We start from the raw sequence: 17,390 nt of genomic DNA on the forward strand, positions 1-17,390 counted from the left end.
TCTGACTGGAGTATAATCATGAACAAGCACGACATAATGGGCACCATCAAGGACAAGGCCGGCGCACTGGAAGAGGGCTTCGGCACTCTGACCGGGGACAAGGCAACCCAGCTACGCGGGCAGACTCGCCAGCTTGAAGGGCAGGCGGAAGCGTTGCTGGGGACAGTGATCGACGAGGCTCGTGCCTTTTATCGGGCACACCCCGTCGTCAGCCTGCTCGCAATCGGGTCAGCAATGCTCGCCCTCATCCCTGCCCTCAGGGGCAAAGGCTGAAACATCTGATGGGAAGAAAGGACAAGACCATGAAGAAGATCACCCTCGCAATGGCGGCACTTGCCGCTCTTGGCCTCACCGCCTGCAACACGGTGGAAGGCGCAGGCAAGGATCTGCAATCCGCCGGTAGCGCCGTGACCGAGGCGTCCGGACAATCGGGGAAGTCCAGATAAGTCCTGATCCGCAAAATGGAGAAAACGGCGCGGGCCAATCGCGCCGTTTTTCTCGCTTGCGCGGCCTTAGCCTTTGCCTTTCCAGGCAAGGCGATTGGTTTGGTCCGCCCCCCCTATCGCCTTTCCCTGGGCTTCGTCATCCCAACGGGCGGCAGCTGATCCAACTTCATAATCAGATCGGCAAATATGTCGTCGCGCGAGATCGGGAAATGGCGTTGAAAGCCGTCGCCCAGCCTCTTTAGGTCCCGCTCGGTCAGGAACCCTATCGACACGATCCTGTCGGACATGATGCACTCTCCTCAGCCCGCCAACAGCTGACGTTCCTGGAAGTGCCAACGATTCCACATGCGTCATAATCGAACCGGCGAAAGTCTTGAGTCCCGCGCCGCGTCAGGCATGGCGATCGGTTGTACCGATGTGTTGTTTAACCGGGCGATATTCTGCAGAATATGACAAAACCCGATTATGCATCTCTCGCCGGTCAGCCGGCTGACATTTCAAGTGATGGCCAGACTGGGATCTCATCCTGTTCTTCAATCTCAGGTCTGCGGCCTACCTTTTGCCATCAGGTCTTGCCTATGCTTGAACCTTGGCTCGGACCCGTATGACCGAGCCAGGGTTCGAGTTAAAATGCCGCGGTCAGGGATGCTACCACGGCGCCGTCCGATATAGACCCCCGACCGTCCTGTCCCTTGCTGAAATTGGGTTGCAGCCTGGCTGCTTCGTTCGAGGAGATGTCGGTATCCATATAGGAGATATTGAACGTCAAATTGCGCCAGGTCGTATCCACACCAAACGACCAGTCCCAATATTCGCCCGTGGGCGCCACACTCGTGCCGTTCGGCCCGAGACCGGGATTGCCATTCGAATAGCCGATATGGGCCTTGGCCGTGAACGGCGTACCGGCGATTCCCGCTGCGCCATCACCCCAAAGATAGAGATTGTCCTGCTTCTGGCCGCGGCTGTCAGGATGATTGGAGACATTGGCCAACGCATATTGCTTGGGCGCGAAGGCCGCGCCAGCCGTCAACGTCAGCGGCCCGGTGGTCCCGCTAAGCTTGATATAAGGTTCGGCGAAATCGGTATCGTCCGCGCCACTGGGATACATGTACCAGGTAAGGCCGGCATCCAGCGTGGCGTTGTCGGCCAACGGCACCCGGTATCCCGCAATGAGATCCAGCTCCATATTGGCGCCGCCAAAGGTGCCCCAGCCAGACAGGTTCGAGGCCCATGTCCCGACATAAAGCCCGCTGTCATGCGTCACAGTCAGGCCGCCCTGGACCGCCATGCCCTTGTCGGTTTGCGAGACCCCATGGAAGCGATAGTCGGACGCCAGGGTCGCCGAACCCGATATCGTCACCGAAGACCCGCCGTCGTCCTGCGCGAATGCGGCAGGGGGAACGAAGCCGAACATGACCATCGGCGCGACAAAAATGAATTTCATGATGCCCTCTTGGAAAATTCCGGGCCGCTCGGCGCGGCTCGGCGAGGAGGGTCAACTAGGCCAGATCGACATTTGATATCGAGAGGAACTGAAGGCCGATCACATTGTATTTTCATTATTTTCCGCAGCAGATGCAGACGACGCCCTGCAAGGTTGGCCGGATTTCCGGTGACGAGCAGATCAGGCCGATCTCGTCATGGCACGCGGGTTGCCCAGCGATCCGAGACCATAACGGGCTCCAACAGCCCTGCACCGACGAACGTCAAAAGCAAGCCGGCACTTGCACTGGCGAATACAGCGGCGGCAAGCAGGCATTGGAGAGGGGAATCTTCCGCAGAAGCACTGGCCCTGACCATATTCTGTAACCAGACGCATGCCATCCAGGCAAACGCCAGAAGTCCTATGCCAGCGACCCTGAGGCCGATCCGCGCACCCAATTTTTCATGCCATGCGACCATGACGAACACCTCTTTGCAAGAGGCACTCCAAATACGCATCGGCGCATAGGAACTCGAGAGGAGGAAGCGGCATTTTGCATTGAGATTGCGTAGGAATTGACGGGTTTTGAGGCTTGCGCGACGCGATCATATGCAATTCATATGGGAATAGTGAAAAACCCATATGGAACCATAATGCGGCTTCGTGCGATAGCGGGCCTTCAACGGGGCGAGCGGAATATTGATGACGGACCAGCCGAGCGAAACGCCCGGTCATGAGGCAGGATCGCATGGCAAGCTCCCTGTCCTGGCGCTGGGCGCGCTGGGCGTGGTCTTTGGCGATATCGGGACTTCGCCAATATATGCGCTCAAGGAGAGCTTTGTAGGCCATCATCGGCTGGCAGTGGATGCAGACCATATATTTGGCGTGCTCTCGCTCATATTCTGGACGATGACGCTGCTCGTCACGGTCAAATATGTGTTCATCGTGATGCGTGCCGACAATAAGGGCGAAGGCGGCAGCATGGCGCTGCTGGCGCTGATTTTGCGCAAGCTGGGCGAAACGAAATGGACGCCGGCCGTGGCGATCCTCGGCGTTCTGGCGACCGCTCTTTTCTATGGTGATGCTATCATCACTCCAGCCATGTCGGTGCTGTCGGCGGTGGAGGGACTGACGGTCGTGAACAGCGGCTTCGAAGCCTATGTTCTGCCGATCGCGACGATCATCCTTATCGCCCTGTTCCTGATCCAGAAGCATGGGACGACCAAGGTCGGCTTGCTATTCGGTCCGATCATGGCCCTTTACTTTCTGGTTCTGGCCATTCTGGGGGTGATCAATCTCAGCAGCCATCCCTCGATCATCGGCATCATCAACCCCTATTGGGCCGTACATTTTTTCCTGATTGATCCAAAGCTTGCCTTTCTGGCGCTGGGATCGGTGGTGCTGGCGGTGACCGGGGCGGAAGCGCTCTATGCCGACATGGGGCATTTCGGGCGAAAGGCGATCAGCATCTCCTGGCTGTACGCCGCTTTCCCATGCCTGCTGCTCAATTATATGGGTCAAGGCGCGCTGCTGCTCGACGATCCCGCAGCGGCGGCCAATCCCTTCTTCCTGCTGGCGCCGGAATGGGCGCGTCTGCCTCTGGTGATCCTCGCAACCATGGCGACCGTGATCGCCAGCCAAGCAGTGATCTCCGGCGCCTTCTCGGTCACCCAGCAGGCCGTCCAACTGGGTTTCCTGCCGCGCATCCGCATCGCGCATACCAGTGCATCGGCGGCGGGCCAGATCTACGTGCCGCTGGTCAACTGGGCATTGTTGGCTCTCGTGCTGCTGCTCGTGATCGGCTTCCAGTCGTCGAGCAATCTCGCCGCGGCCTACGGCATTGCCGTTACCGGCACGATGGTCATTACGTCCTGTATGATGGGGGTGCTGACCTTCAATGTCTGGCGCTGGAACCCGCTGCTTGCGGGCGCTACGACCGGAATTTTTCTGCTGATCGACGGCGCCTATTTTGCGTCGAATGCGACCAAGATTCCCGATGGTGGCTGGTTCCCCCTGCTGGTAGCAGCCATCGTCTTCGTGGCGCTCACCACCTGGTCAAAGGGCCGCGCCATCATGTATCATTATATGAAAGAGGGCGCCATGGAGGTGCCTTTGTTCATCCAGTCCATATCCCATTCGCTCAAGCGCGTGCCTGGAACCGCCATCTTCCTGTCGTCGCGGGTCGAAGGCGTGCCGCCGGCGCTGCTGCACAATGTGAAGCATAACAAGATATTGCATGAGCGCGTCATCATCCTGACGGTATTGACCGAGGGTGTCCCGCATCTGCCGCTCGTGGGCCGTAGCGAGGTGACAGACTGGGGCGAAGGCTTCTATCGCATCGTCTGGCGCCATGGTTTCATGGAGGATGTGGATGTGCCGGCAGCGATGAAGTCGGTGGAAGGCTGTGGCGGCCCGATCAACATCAGCAGCACCAGCTATTTTCTGAGCCGCCAGACCCTGATCGCATCCGCGCGCCCCGGCATGGCACCTTGGCGCGAGAAGCTGTTCGCGTGGATGATGCGCAACGCCGAAACGCCGATGGAGTTTTTCAAGCTGCCGACCAACCGGGTGGTGGAACTCGGCTCTCAGGTCGAAATCTGAGCCGTTATTCGGGCCAAGTCACAAGCCGCGCAGCCGTGCTGATCGCGAACACCATGTACAACCCGCGCCCTGTCCCAAGCCAAGCCAAGCCAAGACTGGCATGCGGAGATGGTGCCTGCGTGCCTTGTTTCGTCGTCCCCAAATCAAATGTCCGATTGCGCTAGGCCCGGCTCATGACTTTTCGCCAGACCATGATCGATATTGCGATCCGCGCGGCTGTTCATGCGTCGCTGGGCGCGAATTCGTCGGTTTCGCCTTCGACATTGAAGCGCAGACGATAGCCGATCCCCAATTCATTGCCGATGATCCGTGGCCGCTGGGGATCGGTTTCCAGCTTCTGTCGCAACGTGCGGACCAGCACACGCAGATATTCGACATGATGCTCCCGCTCATTGGGCCAGACATGCGCCATGATCTGCTCATGCGTAATGACGCGGCCGGGGAATTTGGCGAGTTGCACCAGCACGGCATATTCCTTAGGCGTCAGGTGCACTTCCTTGCCCGCCTTGAGCACGGTGCGGGCAAGCAGGTCGATTTCCACGTCCCCGGCCCGCACCAGCGCCATGCCGCCATCCTTGGTCATGCGATTGCGCAACGCCACGCGCACGCGGGCCAGCAATTCCTCCGTATCGAAAGGTTTGGTGAGGTAATCGTCCGCCCCCAGGTCCAGCGCCGTCACCTTCTGGTCGGTCGCGTCGCGGGCGGACACGATGATGAGCGTCGTATCGGACTGCTGCTTGAACAAAGGCACCAGTTCCAGCCCGTCCCGGTCGGGTAAACCCAGATCCAGAAGGCTGATGTCTGGGCGTTCGTTCTTAAGCATTTCCAGCGCCTCTCGCGCATTCTCCGCTTCGACGGTCGCATAGTCGGCGCGTGACAGCGCGACCTGGATCAGCTTGCGGATATGCGGCTCGTCATCGACGATCAGCACCTTGTGACGGATTTTCATATGATATCCTCGTGGGGAAGCTCGGTGATGATCAGCGCGTGCGGGATGATGATAGTGAAGCAGGCACCGAACGGGTCAGGATTATTGGTCGCAGACACGCTCAGGCCCATCGCTTCGGCGAAACCCTTGACGATTGCGAGGCCAAGGCCGGTGCCATGCTTGACGCGATCCGACCCTTCCAGCCGTGTAAAGGTATCGAACACCCGGCTTTCCGCACCCGATGGGATGCCCGGCCCTTCGTCCAGCACGGACAGGGTGATCGCATCGGGCAGGCGCCGTCCGCGAACGATGACAGGGGTACCTGGATCGCCGTAGCGCCCGGCATTGTCGAGCAGGTTGATGAGGCAGTGGTGCAGCAGCGTTGGGTCCACCTGCACCAGCGGAATGTCGGGCAGGATGTCCACCTTCACCTCATGCCCGATCAGGGACTTGCGCGTGTCATGAACCGCGCCGGCCACAGCGTCGAAAAGGTCGGTCGGTTCCACCTTGAGCGGCAGGGCGCCCGCCTCTACCCGCGCCATGTCGAGCAGATTGGCGACGAAGCGATTGAGCCGTTGGGCCTCAGCATCCACCGTGTCGACCAGTTCGGACGGATGTTGTCGCTTCAATTCATGCATGGCGGAGATGATGGTGGTGAGCGGCGTGCGCAGGTCGTGGCTGACCGACGACAGCAGCGCTGAGCGTAGCCGGTCGCGCTCGCGAATTTGCCGCGCGTCCAGCATTTCCTCTTCAAGTGCCATGCGATCGAAAGCGATGGACGCCTGATCGAGCAGGCTCATGAGCAAAGGTATCTGGTCGGACCGCAGCGGCGCGCCGGCATCCTCACGCGCCAGGCCCAGCACGCCCAGCACGCCCCTGGTCGTGCGCAGCGGATGAAAAAGCCAGTCGGATGCGGTCAGCGTGGACGAACCGCGCCCTGCGGGCTGTTCATTGTCCATCGCCCATTGTGCGGCGGCCCTCTCAATCTGTTCCAGCCGGTCTTCGGGCGGGAAAGCCGCACGCAGTTCAGGACCATCGCGCGACGGCAGAAGCAGCACAGTGCGAACGGACAACAAGCGCGATACTTCGGCGCAGATGGTCTGCATCAGCTCTTCCTGACTGGCCGATACCGTCAACTGGCGCGAGAAGCCGGCAAGCGCCGCATTTTGACGCGCACTCGACTGGGCGAGATCCGCCTGTGCCCGGACGCGTGCGGCGAACTGGCTGGTCACGATAGCGACACCCAATAACACCAGAATGCTGATGACATTTTCGGGATTGTTGACAGTCAGCGTGCCGGTGGGCGGCAGGAAGAAGAAATTATAGGCGAGGCTGGACAGCAGCCCGGAAAACAGGCCTGCACGCAGGCCGAAACTGGCCGCAGCGAACATGACGGGGATCAGGTAGAGCAAGGCGATATTGCCCAGATCGATGATCTCTATCAGGAGCCGACCAAGCGCCGTCATGCCCATGATCATCAGCGTCGACCAGACATAGTCGATCGGCTGGCCCCAACCCTGCCCGACCATCTGGGCCAGGCTGCGCGAGCCGCGGCCCGGATCGTCGCCGGGCAGCACGTGGATGGCAACATCGCCGACCTCGCGCACCAGCTTGTCGACCACGGAGCCATGGCGCAATTCAAACCACCAGGAGCGCGTCGACTTGCCGATCACGATCTGGGTCGCGCGTGCGTCGCCGAGATAGTGCCGCAGCCCCTCCACTACCGATGGCGCGGGAATAGTCGCTGTCGTCGCGCCCAGCCGGGAAGCGAGCGCCATGGTGTCGGCCAGTTGCTCGCGTTCCTGCGCTGTGAAGGCCAAGCTGCGCTGCGTTTCAATATGCACTGCCGCCCAGGGGGCCTTGAGCGCGTCAGCCAGCCGCTTGGCAGCGCGCACCAACCCCTGCGCGCTCGGCACTTCGCTGATCGCGACAAGGATGCGCTCGCCCGCCGCGAAGCTGCCCGCGAGTGCATGGGCGCGGACATAGTCGAGCATCTGCGCATCGACCGCCTGCGCGGCACGGCGCAGCGCCATCTCGCGCAGCGCCGTCAGATTGGACTTGGAAAAGAAATGGCCGAGCGCCCGCGTCGCTTCCTGCGGGATATAGACCTTGCCGTCTTTCAACCGTTCGATCAGTTCGTCGGGCGGGATGTCCACCACCTCGATCTCGGCCATCTCCAGAATCGAGTCCGGCACCGTCTCTCGTACCCGAACGCGGGTGAAGGAGGCGACGACGTCGTTCAGGCTCTCCACATGCTGAATATTGACGGTGGAGTAGACATCGATACCGGCATCGAGCAGTTCCTCGACATCCTGATAGCGTTTGGGGTGGCGGCTGCCGGTCGCGTTGGTGTGGGCGAGTTCATCGACCAGAACGAGCGCTGGCCGCCGTTCCAATATGGCGTCGATGTCCATCTCGCCCAGCCGATGGCCCATATGGTCGATAGAGCGTCGGGGAATGATCTCATGACCCACGAGCAACGCCTCGGTCTCCTTGCGACCGTGGGTCTCCACGACACCAACCACGACATCGATTCCGGCCTTGCGCCGCTGCATCCCGTCGGTCAGCATTTCATAAGTCTTGCCCACGCCGGGGGCCGCACCAAGAAATATCTTGAGGCGGCCACGACCTTCCTGCGCCGCCTGGCGCAGGAAGGCTTCGGGATCTCGGCGATCAGGATCGTTCATTAGCGCTTGGTAGCGCCGATCTGGTCCAGGCGTCGATTGATTTCCAGCACATTGACCCGCGGTTCGCCAAGGATGCCGAACAGCGGCTGTTGGATTCCGGCTTCAACCAGCGCACGAACCTTGGCAGTTTCGATTCCGCGAACCCGCGCGATCCGCTCTACCTGATAATAGGCGCCTTCTGGGCTGATGTCGGGATCCAGGCCCGATCCGGATGCCGTCACCAGATCGACGGGGCTCGGCTTGCCCGGATTGGCCTTGGCCAGCGTTTCACTATCCGTCTTCACCCGGTCCACCAGCGCCGCGCTTGTCGGACCAAGGTTCGAGCCGGAGGAAGCGAGACCGTTGTAGCCATCGCCAGCCGCGGAAGGGCGCGAGCTGAAATAGCGGTCGGACGCGAAGCCTTGCCCGATCAGCGCCGAACCCACGACCTTGCCGTCCTGCTCGATCAGGCTGCCATTGGCCTGAGCGGGGAACAGCATCTGGCCGACGCCGGTCAGCGCCATCGGATAGGCCAGACCGAGTAGAATGGCGAAGAGGATCGTCATGACCAGCGCGGGCCGAAGTGATGTGATTATGTCCTTGTTCATGTTCTTGTTCCTCAGGCGAGGCCAAGGCCGTTGACGGCCAGGTCGATGAGCTTGATGCCGGCGAAGGGGGCCATCAGGCCGCCAAGGCCATAAATGGCGAGGTTACGCGCCAGCAGCGGCCCGGCACCGATCGGCCGGTAAGTGACGCCCTTCAGGGCCAGCGGCACCAGGAAGGGAATGATCAGCGCGTTAAAGATGATCGCGGACAGGATCGCGCTTTGGGGTGTGGCGAGGCCCATGACATTGAGCACCCCCAGCCCCGGATAGAGCACCACGAACATGGCCGGGATGATCGCGAAATATTTCGCCACATCGTTGGCGACCGAGAAGGTGGTCAGCGCGCCGCGCGTCATCAGCAATTGCTTGCCCAGACCCACGACTTCGATCAGCTTGGTTGGATCGCTGTCCAGATCGACCATGTTGCCCGCCTCGCGCGCGGCCTGCGTGCCGGTGTTCATTGCGACACCCACATCCGCCTGTGCAAGCGCCGGCGCATCGTTGGTGCCGTCGCCGCACATGGCAACCAAGCGCCCCCCTTCCTGTTCCTTGCGGATCAGGGCCAGCTTGTCCTCCGGGGTTGCTTGGGCGAGAAAATCGTCCACGCCCGCCTCGGCCGCGATGCTGGCGGCAGTCAACGGGTTGTCACCGGTGATCATCACCGTGCGGATGCCCATCTGCCGCAACTCACCGAAACGCTCGCGAATACCGGCCTTGACGATATCCTTGAGGAAAATGCAGCCCAGCAGTTCTCCATCCTTTGCGACGGCCAGCGGCGTGCCACCAGCGCGGGCAATCTCGTCGCTGACGCGGCGTAGTTCGGTTGCGGCGGCTGTCGTTGCGGCGGCAGGATAGGCGCGCAGGATCGAGTCCACCGCCCCCTTCTGGATGGTCGAGCCATTGAAATTGACACCGGATACGCGGGTTTGCGCGGTGAAGGGAATGACTTCCGCCCCCGCAGGCAGCGCAGTGGCCGTCTGGCCGAACTTGTCACGCGCGAGGACCACGATCGAACGGCCTTCAGGCGTTTCATCGGCCAGGCTGGCGAGCAGCGCGGCCTCGGCAAGGCCCGCCTGCGACGTGCCGCCCACGGCTCGGAATTCGGTCGCTTGGCGGTCGCCCACCGTAATCGTGCCGGTCTTGTCGAGCAGCAGCACGTCGATGTCGCCGGCTGCTTCCACTGCACGACCCGACTTGGCGAGCACATTGAAGCGCACCAGGCGGTCCATGCCAGCAATGCCGATCGCCGACAGCAGTGCCGCAATCGTGGTCGGGATCAGCGTGATCAGCAGCGCCGCCAGGATCGCCACCGGGATCGATCCGCCAGCATAGCTGGCAAAGCCCGGAATGGTACCGACCGCGATCAGGAAGATGATGGTGAGGCCCACCAGCAGCAGCGTCAGCGCGATCTCGTTGGGCGTTTTCTGACGCTCCGCGCCTTCCACCAGCGCAATCATCCGGTCGAGGAAACCCTGTCCCGGATTGACAGTGACGCGCACCCGGATCTCGTCGGAAATGACGCGCGTGCCCGCCGTCACGGCGGAACGGTCGCCGCCCGCCTCGCGGATCACCGGGGCGGATTCGCCGGTGATGGCCGCTTCGTTGACGGAGGCGACGCCGGATACGACTTCGCCATCGGCGGGGATAAGGTCACCGGTCTGCACCAGCACCACGTCACCCATCTTCAGGACGCTGGCGGCGACGCTTTCGTGAGCGTCGCCATCGCCCTTCAGGCGCTTGGCAATCAGTTCCGCCTTTGTCGCACGCAGCGAGGCGGCCTGCGCCTTGCCGCGCCCTTCAGCCAGCGCCTCGGCAAAGGTGCCGAACAGCACCGTGAGCCAGAGCCAGATGACCAGTTGCAGCTTGAAGCCTGCGGCCAGCCCGTCCTGCCCGACTGCGAGCAGGACGGTCAGCAGCACCGCCACCACGGCGGTGGTGAACATCACCGGGTTGCGGATCAGTTCCCTGGGGTTGAGTTTGCGAAATGCGTCGCCGATCGCAGGCACGATCAGGTCAGCGGTAAAGAGCGATTTGGACGCAGTGCGTGCCATTTATGGGCTCCAATCCTTAGAAAGTCTGGCCGTTGATCATCGCGACATGATCGGCGATGGGGCCAAGGGCGAGGCTGGGCAGGAAGGTGAGGCCGCCTACGATCAGGACGATGCCGACCAGAAGGCCAGTCCACAACGGTCCGGTCGTCGGAAAGCTGCCCGCCGTTTCGGGCGCGTACTTCTTCGCAGCGAGGCCGCCTGCGATCGCCAGCATCGGCACGATGACACAGAAGCGACCTATCCACATCGCGACGCCCAGCATGCCGTTGTAGAAGGGCGTGCCCGACGTCAGGCCGGCAAAGGCCGAGCCATTGTTGCCCACAGCGCTGGTGAAGCCATAAAGTATCTCGCTGAAGCCATGCGGCCCCTTGTTAAGCGGTCCGGCAAGGCCAACCTCCAGCACCGAAGCGATGGCGGTGCCCCCCAGGATGATGAGAGGCAGCACGGCAATGGCGAGCACAGCCAGCTTCACCTCCCGGCTCTCAATCTTCTTGCCGACATATTCCGGCGTCCGACCCACCATCAGGCCCGCGACGAACACGGCCAGAATGGCGAACAGCAAGAAGCCATAGATGCCAGCGCCCACGCCACCGATCACGACTTCGCCCAACTGGATGTTGAGCAGCGGGATCATGCCGCCCAGTGCGGTGAAGCTGTCATGCATCGCATTGACGGCGCCGCACGACGCCGCCGTGGTCACAACCGAAAAGAGCGCCGAAGCAGCGATGCCGAAGCGGACTTCCTTGCCCTCCATATTGCCCCCGGCGATGCCGAGATTGTGGAGGATCGGGTTGCCAGCCGCTTCCTGCCAGTAGACGATGGTGACGCCGACCAGAAAAATGGTCATCATCGCAGCGAGGATCGCCCAACCCTGGCGGACATTGCCGACAGCCTTGCCGAACGTGTAGGTCAGGCCGACACCGATCGAGAAGATCGACAGCATCTGTACCAGATTGGTGAGCGCGGTCGGGTTTTCGAACGGGTGCGCGCTGTTCGCATTGAAGAATCCGCCACCATTGGTGCCTAGCATCTTGATCGCTTCCTGACTGGCGACCGGACCCAGCGCCAGCGTCTGCTTGACGCCTTCCAGCGTGGTGACGTCGACGGATGCGGCAAAGGTCTGCGGCACGCCACTGGCGATCAGATAGATCGCATAAACGATGCTGATCGGTAGCAGCAGGTAGAGCGTCACGCGGGTCACGTCCGCCCAGAAATTGCCGATGCCCTTGGCTTCCCGACGCGCAAAGCCGCGAAACAGGGCGAAGGCCAGCGCAATGCCGGTGGCGGCCGACAGGAAGTTCTGGATCGTCAGCGCCAGCATCTGGCTGAGGTTGCTCATTGCCGCCTCACCCGAATACCATTGCCAATTGGTGTTGGTTGTAAAGCTGACGGCGGTGTTGAACGCTCCGTCCGCACCGATACCCGCATAGCCAAGCCCATTGAGCGGCAGCACGCCCTGAAGGCGCAGTACCGCATAGGTGAAGAAGAGCAGCGCCGCGTTGAAAATCAGCATATGCACCGCATAGCGGCGCCAGCCCTGCTCCTCGTTCGGGTTGATGCCGGCGAGCTTGTAGATGCTGCGTTCGATCGACCCGAAGACCGTGTGCAACGGTGTGCGGCGCCCTTCATAGAGGGCAAAGAGCCACAGGCCCATGGGCTTGGCCAACGCCAGCAGGATGCCGACAAAGGCCAGGATCAATATCCATCCCTGGAATGTCATTACGTGCGCCTCCCGATCAGAAGCGTTCGGGGCGTGCGAGCACGGCCACCAGATAAAGAAGAAGACCGACTGCGGTAATCGCGGCTAGCCAGAGGTCGATGGTCATGGCCTGCCCCCCTATGCATTATCGCAAAGGGCTGCATAGCCAAGCGTCGCCGCCAGCAAGCCCAGGGTGAGGCCGATCCAGAGGATGTCCTGCATGTAAAATCTCCCGCACGGCGTCGGGGTCGCAGGAAGCGCGGCACCGAGTCGTGTGCAGCGTTTCAACTAGGGCAGGGCCGCGTTTGAATTCGAGAGCGGGAAAATAGCAAACGCATAGTATTTGCATATGATCGGCATATTTTCGTTACGAAGGTCGCTAAGATGGGGCGTTCTGCCGCAGCTTTTTGACCGATTGGCCGCTGGGGCGGTGCCCAGCAAAACCAAGATTGGTCGGTTGGGTTTCACGAGCGGGACGGGATGCCTGGGTCCGATCATATGACCTGAGATGCCGTTTCCAGTCTGCTAATGCAAATGACTTGCAGAATCGGATGTGCATGGTTAGGCAGCGGGAAACCGAAAGGGGAACTCGCTCTCTCATGCCTGCCTTGCTGACCATCCTCGCCGCCACCGCTGCCGCCGTCCCGGCCGCCGAAGCTCCCAATGTGCCTGGGGAGACGGAGATCATCGTCACCGGCGCGCGCACCGAGGGGCAGGATGATTATGCGGTGAAGAAGCAAACGACGACGATGCGCTTCCGGCTGTCACAGCGTGAAACGCCGCAGTCGGTCAGCGTCGTTACCCGCGCGCAGATCGAGGATTTCCAGCTCAACGACATCAACGATCTGCTCAAGACTGTACCGGGCGTTCAGGTGCAGGCGCAGGAGACCGACCGTATCTATTATTCCGCCCGCGGTTTCGACATCCAGACCTTCCAGATCGACGGCATCGGCCTGCCGTTCGCATTCGAGGTGCAGACAGGGTCGATCGACACGGCGATCTATGATCATATCGACGTGGTGCGCGGCGCGCCGGGGCTGCTCTCCTCCACTGGCAACCCTTCCGCCGTCGTCAACTTCATCCGCAAGCGCCCGACCAGACTATTTCAGGTGAGCGGCAGCGCCCAATATGGTTCCTACGATCATCTGCGCCTCGACGCCGATGTCAGCGCTCCCCTGACCAACGACGGCAGCATCCGCGCCCGCGCGGTAGGCGCCTATCTGGACGAGGACAGCTATCTCGACCGCTACGGCCTGCGCCGCTGGACTGGCTATGGCATCGTCGAGGCCGATCTTGGCCCGCAGACCACGCTGACGCTTGGCTACGGCCATCAGGACCATCAGAGCCGCGGCGCGACCTGGGGAGCGCTGCCGCTCTACTATACCGACGGCACCCGCATCGACCTGCCCCGATCGGCCAATAGCGGCCCCGACTGGGCTGGCTGGAACGTCATCGACCGTCAGATTTTCGGCGACATCGTCCATCATTTCAACGACGACTGGCACGCCAAACTGACCGTCGTGCGCCGCGCGGTCAGTGAGGATGACAGGCTCTTCTACGTCTATGGCAATCCCAGCGCCGCCTTCCCCGACGGCATCGACCCGGCGCTGAGCGATCCTGCCATTGGCGGAAATATCCGCAGCTATCCCGGCGCGTTCCGGGCGGAGACCCGCAACCTCACCATCGACGCCTATGTCGCAGGCAAAGTAGCGCTGTTCGGGCGCGAGCATGACGTGATGTTCGGCATCAATCGCAGCGCACAGCGTTATGTCCAGACGTCGGGCTATGATTATGGTGCGATCAACCTTGAACTTTCGATCGACGATGTGTTGAGCGGCAACACGCCCGAACCGAACTTCCCGTCGGTCTTCAACACCAGCTTTCTGGAAAGCGGTGACCGCACCACGAAGCGCGAAACCGGCTATGGCCTCATCCGGCTCAGCCTCACCGATCCGTTGAAGCTCATGCTCGGCGGCAACCTGACGCATGCAACCAGCAAGGGCTTTTCCTACGGCGCGAACATGGCCTATGACTGGACGCGCTTCCTTCCATTTGTCGGCGCGACCTATGATCTGACGGACAATATCAGCGCCTATGCGAGCTTCGCGACCATTTTCAACCCGCAGACACAGACCTCAATCGACCGCCAGCTGATCGCGCCTATCAAGGGCGACAATCTGGAAGCCGGCTTCAAGGGCGAATGGTATGGCGGACGTCTCAACGCCAGCATCGCCATTTTCCAGGCGCGCCAGAACAACACCGCCGAAGCCGCAGGCTTCGATCCAACCATCGGCCAGACCGTCTATCGCGGCGTCGACGCCAAGTCGCAGGGGATCGAATTCGAATTCGCCGGCATGATCGCGCCGGGGCTTCAGGCGACCGGCGGCTATAGCATCATGCGTCTGCGCGGCGAGAACGACCAGCCGGTCCGCACCTTCGTCCCCCGCCAGCTCGGCCGCCTGAACCTCACCTATTCGCCGCCGACGCTGCCCGCGCTCAAGGTCGGCGCGGCAGTACAATATCAAAGCAAAATCTATCTCGAACCCGGCACCATTTCGACCACCACGGACCAGCCGATCCGCATAACCCAGCCCAAATATGTGCTGCTCGACCTGCTCGCCAGCTACAAGCTGACCGATAACATCCAGATCAGCGCCAACCTCAAAAATGTGACCAACGCCAAATATCTGACCGCACTAAACTATGATCAGGGCTATTATGGCGCGCCGCGCACGATCCTGGGCACGATCAGCCTCAAATATTGATGTTGGGAGAAAGGGCATGACCGCCACGACGCGCCGCTGGATACGCATCGCCTTCGCTGGACCCGGCGCAGTGCTGATCGCGCTGGTCATGATGGCCGGAATGGCGCTGTGGCTGCCGGGTGGGGCGGCGGGCATCGACAATCTGGTGCTGCCCCTCATTCTCGCGCCACTGATCTGGGCAGGGCTCTTCTTCCACGCCTGTCTTGATAGCCGCCTCTGGCGGGTGGCGATCGTTGCGCTGGGGATGCTGCTCATCCATTCCGCCCTCATCGCAGACAAATATCTCGATAAGAGCGCAGCATCCACGGAGGCGCACCGATGATCCATCTGGCCAAGGATAAGACCAAGGCCATGGTCGCCGTCCATGGCTGGTCGGGCATATTGCTCGGCTTGCTCCTCTATGCCGTGGTGCTAACCGGCACCGTTGCCGTCTTCGCAGAGGAAATCGGCGCATGGTCGGCCGGCCATGTGGCCACCCGTTCCGCCTTTCAACGTCCCATGGCCGACACGCTGCGCCAGCTTGGTGACGAAACGCCCGCGAAATATCGCGAGGCAGTCGACCTGTTCGAGACGGGCGACCATGATCTCGGCCTCTTCTTCCACCGGCATGAGATGGACGGCGGTGAGTTGATAAGTCGCGGCATATTCTATGTTGTCGGGCAGGACGGCCGCGTCGTCCATCGCCAGACCGGCACCAATGAAGATGTCTATGGCGCGCGCAACGACAATGCGCTGAGCGCCTTTCTGGTCGACACCCATGTCCGGCTGCACGTCCCCAATCCATGGGGCTTGCTGCTGACCGGCATACTCGGTCTCTCGATGCTGGTGGCGGCCATCTCCGGCCTCCTCATCCACCGCCATCTCTTCAAGGACATCTTCACTCTGCGCCGCTCAGGCAGCCCAGTGCTGGCGAACCGCGACGCACACAGCGTTGCGGGCACATGGAGCCTGCCCTTCGCCTTCGTCCTTGCTTTCACCGGCAGCTTCTTCTCCTTCTTCGGGACGATCGGCGTTCCAGTGGTGGCGATGGCGGCGTTCGGCGGCAATGTGCAGGCACTGACCGAAGCCGTCTACGGCAACCCCGGCAAGCCCGATCCGCGGCCCGCCGCGATCGGCAATATGGACCGCATCAACGCCGACGCCATTGCGCGGGCAGGCGCGATCCCCACCTTCGTCACGATCGAGAATTTCGGTCGGGCCGATGCGAAGGTCACCACTTATCATCCGCCAAAAGCTGGCGCGATCGCGCCCATGTCGCTGCTCTATGACGGCGCGACCGCTGCCTTCGTCCAGGAAAAGCCGCTGATCGGGCCGAAGCCGTCGACCGGCGGAACCCTGGCCGCGATCATGTCGCCGCTGCATTTCGGCAATTTCGCCGGGCTATTGTCCAAGGCGATCTGGTTCGGGCTGGGATTCGCGATGTGCTACGTCACCTGTACTGGCATCCGCCTCTGGCTTGTCCGGCGGGAAGGCGGGGTGCGATCCTTCGCCTGGCTGGAGCGGACCAATATAGTCGTGGGTCTCGGCCTTCCCTTTGCGCTCGCCGTCTCCGCTGCCGCCTTCCTCCTCGCCATGCCGATCGGCAGCGCGACCTGGTGGACCCCGGCGGGCTTCCTGATCGGTGCCGCGCTCGTGATCGCAGCAGGCGCGATCGCGCCAAGCGCCGTCCGGCTCAGCCGATGGTTGCGCGGCGCGACTGGCATGCTGTTAATCCTGTTGCCGCCGCTACGCCTCCTCACCGGAGGCCCAGGCTGGGACATAGCGATTGCCGCCAACCAGCCGATCATCGTCACGCTCGACATCGCCTTCCTGCTCGCTGGCGGGTGGCTGCTTTGGCAATTGCGCGGCAGGGCAAGCGCGCCAAGTCAATCCGTCGCGTTGCAACCGGCAGAATGATGACTCTCCTCACCCTCGCGGCAATCCTGTTCTCGGCCAGCGTCGTCCTGCTCCTTGGCCTCGGCGATCCAAAACGCCGCCGCTCCGCTCGCGCGGGAGCGGGGCATCGCGCGACCGTACGTCAGTTGCTTTCCTTGTTGGCCTTGCTCCCTGGCATGGCTTTCCTCGTGCATGGCGATGCCGCCGCCTTCCTCCTTTGGCTAGGTGGAGCCGCGGTTGCAGGCTGGGTTGTTGCACTGGCGCTGGCAACCATGAGTGATCCAAAAGACGTGCGCCGCAGAGACTATTAAAGCAGGCAAGAAGCACAATC

General features: G+C 61.7%; 15 protein-coding genes. 7 read left to right on the plus strand and 8 right to left on the minus strand.

All coding sequences use genetic code 11. From position 1 onward, the window contains the following. Positions 1-18 precede the first annotated feature (18 nt). Entirely contained in the window at positions 19-273 is a 255-nt protein-coding gene (locus FE851_RS18150) for a CsbD family protein (protein ID WP_145205496.1), read from the plus strand. Positions 274-302: 29 nt separating this feature from the next. Continuing rightward, positions 303-446: an entericidin A/B family lipoprotein gene (locus tag FE851_RS18155; RefSeq protein ID WP_145205499.1), complete on the plus strand. Its 144-nt coding sequence runs from the start codon at positions 303-305 to the stop codon at positions 444-446. Between the two features lie 113 nt (positions 447-559). Here the strand turns inward: FE851_RS18155 and FE851_RS26260 are convergent, their stop codons facing one another. Both FE851_RS26260 and FE851_RS18160 read right to left on the minus strand, forming a co-directional pair. Continuing rightward, the gene (locus FE851_RS26260; RefSeq protein ID WP_186378886.1) at positions 560-733 is read right to left on the minus strand and encodes a hypothetical protein; all 174 of its coding nucleotides are present in this window, start codon (positions 731-733) and stop codon (positions 560-562) included. Positions 734-1,071: 338 nt separating this feature from the next. Next, positions 1,072-1,890 (minus strand): TorF family putative porin, encoded by an 819-nt coding sequence (locus FE851_RS18160; protein WP_145205502.1) that lies wholly within the window; start codon positions 1,888-1,890, stop codon positions 1,072-1,074. Positions 1,891-2,571: 681 nt separating this feature from the next. Here FE851_RS18160 and FE851_RS18165 point away from each other — a divergent pair. Next, positions 2,572-4,470, plus strand: coding sequence for a potassium transporter Kup (locus FE851_RS18165; protein WP_145205505.1), 1,899 nt, complete (start codon positions 2,572-2,574; stop codon positions 4,468-4,470). A gap of 220 nt (positions 4,471-4,690) precedes the next feature. Here the strand turns inward: FE851_RS18165 and FE851_RS18170 are convergent, their stop codons facing one another. From FE851_RS18170 to kdpF, 6 genes are read right to left on the minus strand one after another with little or no spacing between them, the layout of a single operon-like run. After that, positions 4,691-5,419, minus strand: a complete 729-nt coding sequence (locus FE851_RS18170; protein WP_145205508.1) for a response regulator — start codon at positions 5,417-5,419, stop codon at positions 4,691-4,693. Further along, positions 5,416-8,085 carry a sensor histidine kinase gene (locus FE851_RS18175; RefSeq protein WP_145205511.1) on the minus strand — a complete coding sequence of 890 codons (2,670 nt, stop codon included), beginning with the start codon at positions 8,083-8,085 and terminating at the stop codon, positions 5,416-5,418. Before FE851_RS18175 ends, FE851_RS18170 begins: the two co-directional genes overlap by 4 nt. Continuing rightward, positions 8,085-8,672, minus strand: coding sequence for a potassium-transporting ATPase subunit KdpC (gene kdpC / locus FE851_RS18180; protein ID WP_145205514.1), 588 nt, complete (start codon positions 8,670-8,672; stop codon positions 8,085-8,087). Before kdpC ends, FE851_RS18175 begins: the two co-directional genes overlap by 1 nt. A gap of 11 nt (positions 8,673-8,683) precedes the next feature. After that, entirely contained in the window at positions 8,684-10,720 is a 2,037-nt protein-coding gene (gene kdpB, locus FE851_RS18185; protein ID WP_145205517.1) for a potassium-transporting ATPase subunit KdpB, read from the minus strand. A 16-nt stretch (positions 10,721-10,736) separates the two neighbouring features. Continuing rightward, positions 10,737-12,440, minus strand: a complete 1,704-nt coding sequence (gene kdpA / locus FE851_RS18190) for a potassium-transporting ATPase subunit KdpA (RefSeq protein ID WP_145205520.1) — start codon at positions 12,438-12,440, stop codon at positions 10,737-10,739. Between the two features lie 16 nt (positions 12,441-12,456). Continuing rightward, positions 12,457-12,546 (minus strand): K(+)-transporting ATPase subunit F, encoded by a 90-nt coding sequence (kdpF, locus tag FE851_RS18195; RefSeq protein ID WP_019052772.1) that lies wholly within the window; start codon positions 12,544-12,546, stop codon positions 12,457-12,459. Between the two features lie 472 nt (positions 12,547-13,018). Between kdpF and FE851_RS18200 the strand changes: the two genes are divergently transcribed. From FE851_RS18200 to FE851_RS18215, 4 genes are read left to right on the plus strand one after another with little or no spacing between them, the layout of a single operon-like run. Then, on the plus strand, positions 13,019-15,184 hold the full coding sequence (locus FE851_RS18200; RefSeq protein WP_186378887.1) for a TonB-dependent siderophore receptor: 2,166 nt from the start codon (positions 13,019-13,021) through the stop codon (positions 15,182-15,184). A 16-nt stretch (positions 15,185-15,200) separates the two neighbouring features. Further along, positions 15,201-15,506, plus strand: a complete 306-nt coding sequence (locus FE851_RS18205; protein WP_145205526.1) for a hypothetical protein — start codon at positions 15,201-15,203, stop codon at positions 15,504-15,506. Continuing rightward, on the plus strand, positions 15,503-17,080 hold the full coding sequence (locus FE851_RS18210) for a PepSY-associated TM helix domain-containing protein (RefSeq protein ID WP_145205528.1): 1,578 nt from the start codon (positions 15,503-15,505) through the stop codon (positions 17,078-17,080). The genes FE851_RS18205 and FE851_RS18210 overlap by 4 nt, the downstream gene beginning before the upstream one ends. Further along, complete coding sequence (locus FE851_RS18215) at positions 17,077-17,370, plus strand: hypothetical protein (protein ID WP_107125968.1); 294 nt, start codon at positions 17,077-17,079, stop codon at positions 17,368-17,370. Before FE851_RS18210 ends, FE851_RS18215 begins: the two co-directional genes overlap by 4 nt. Positions 17,371-17,390: the final 20 nt, after the last annotated feature.

The sequence above is a fragment of the Sphingobium sp. B2 genome (assembly GCF_007693735.1).
GTDB lineage: Bacteria > Pseudomonadota > Alphaproteobacteria > Sphingomonadales > Sphingomonadaceae > Sphingobium > Sphingobium xenophagum.

Bases quoted from the DNA above. Each gene is read 5' to 3' on its own strand.
- FE851_RS18200 (WP_186378887.1), top strand. From the start codon at position 13,019: ATGCCTGCCTTGCTGACCATCCTCGCCGCCACCGCTGCCGCCGTCCCG.
- FE851_RS18150 (WP_145205496.1), top strand. From the start codon at position 19: ATGAACAAGCACGACATAATGGGCACCATCAAGGACAAGGCCGGCGCA.
- kdpF (WP_019052772.1), bottom strand. From the start codon at position 12,546: ATGACCATCGACCTCTGGCTAGCCGCGATTACCGCAGTCGGTCTTCTT.
- FE851_RS18165 (WP_145205505.1), top strand. From the start codon at position 2,572: ATGACGGACCAGCCGAGCGAAACGCCCGGTCATGAGGCAGGATCGCAT.
- FE851_RS26260 (WP_186378886.1), bottom strand. From the start codon at position 733: ATGTCCGACAGGATCGTGTCGATAGGGTTCCTGACCGAGCGGGACCTA.
- FE851_RS18210 (WP_145205528.1), top strand. From the start codon at position 15,503: ATGATCCATCTGGCCAAGGATAAGACCAAGGCCATGGTCGCCGTCCAT.
- kdpC (WP_145205514.1), bottom strand. From the start codon at position 8,672: ATGAACAAGGACATAATCACATCACTTCGGCCCGCGCTGGTCATGACG.
- FE851_RS18155 (WP_145205499.1), top strand. From the start codon at position 303: ATGAAGAAGATCACCCTCGCAATGGCGGCACTTGCCGCTCTTGGCCTC.
- FE851_RS18170 (WP_145205508.1), bottom strand. From the start codon at position 5,419: ATGAAAATCCGTCACAAGGTGCTGATCGTCGATGACGAGCCGCATATC.
- FE851_RS18215 (WP_107125968.1), top strand. From the start codon at position 17,077: ATGATGACTCTCCTCACCCTCGCGGCAATCCTGTTCTCGGCCAGCGTC.
- kdpB (WP_145205517.1), bottom strand. From the start codon at position 10,720: ATGGCACGCACTGCGTCCAAATCGCTCTTTACCGCTGACCTGATCGTG.
- FE851_RS18175 (WP_145205511.1), bottom strand. From the start codon at position 8,085: ATGAACGATCCTGATCGCCGAGATCCCGAAGCCTTCCTGCGCCAGGCG.
- FE851_RS18205 (WP_145205526.1), top strand. From the start codon at position 15,201: ATGACCGCCACGACGCGCCGCTGGATACGCATCGCCTTCGCTGGACCC.
- kdpA (WP_145205520.1), bottom strand. From the start codon at position 12,440: ATGACATTCCAGGGATGGATATTGATCCTGGCCTTTGTCGGCATCCTG.
- FE851_RS18160 (WP_145205502.1), bottom strand. From the start codon at position 1,890: ATGAAATTCATTTTTGTCGCGCCGATGGTCATGTTCGGCTTCGTTCCC.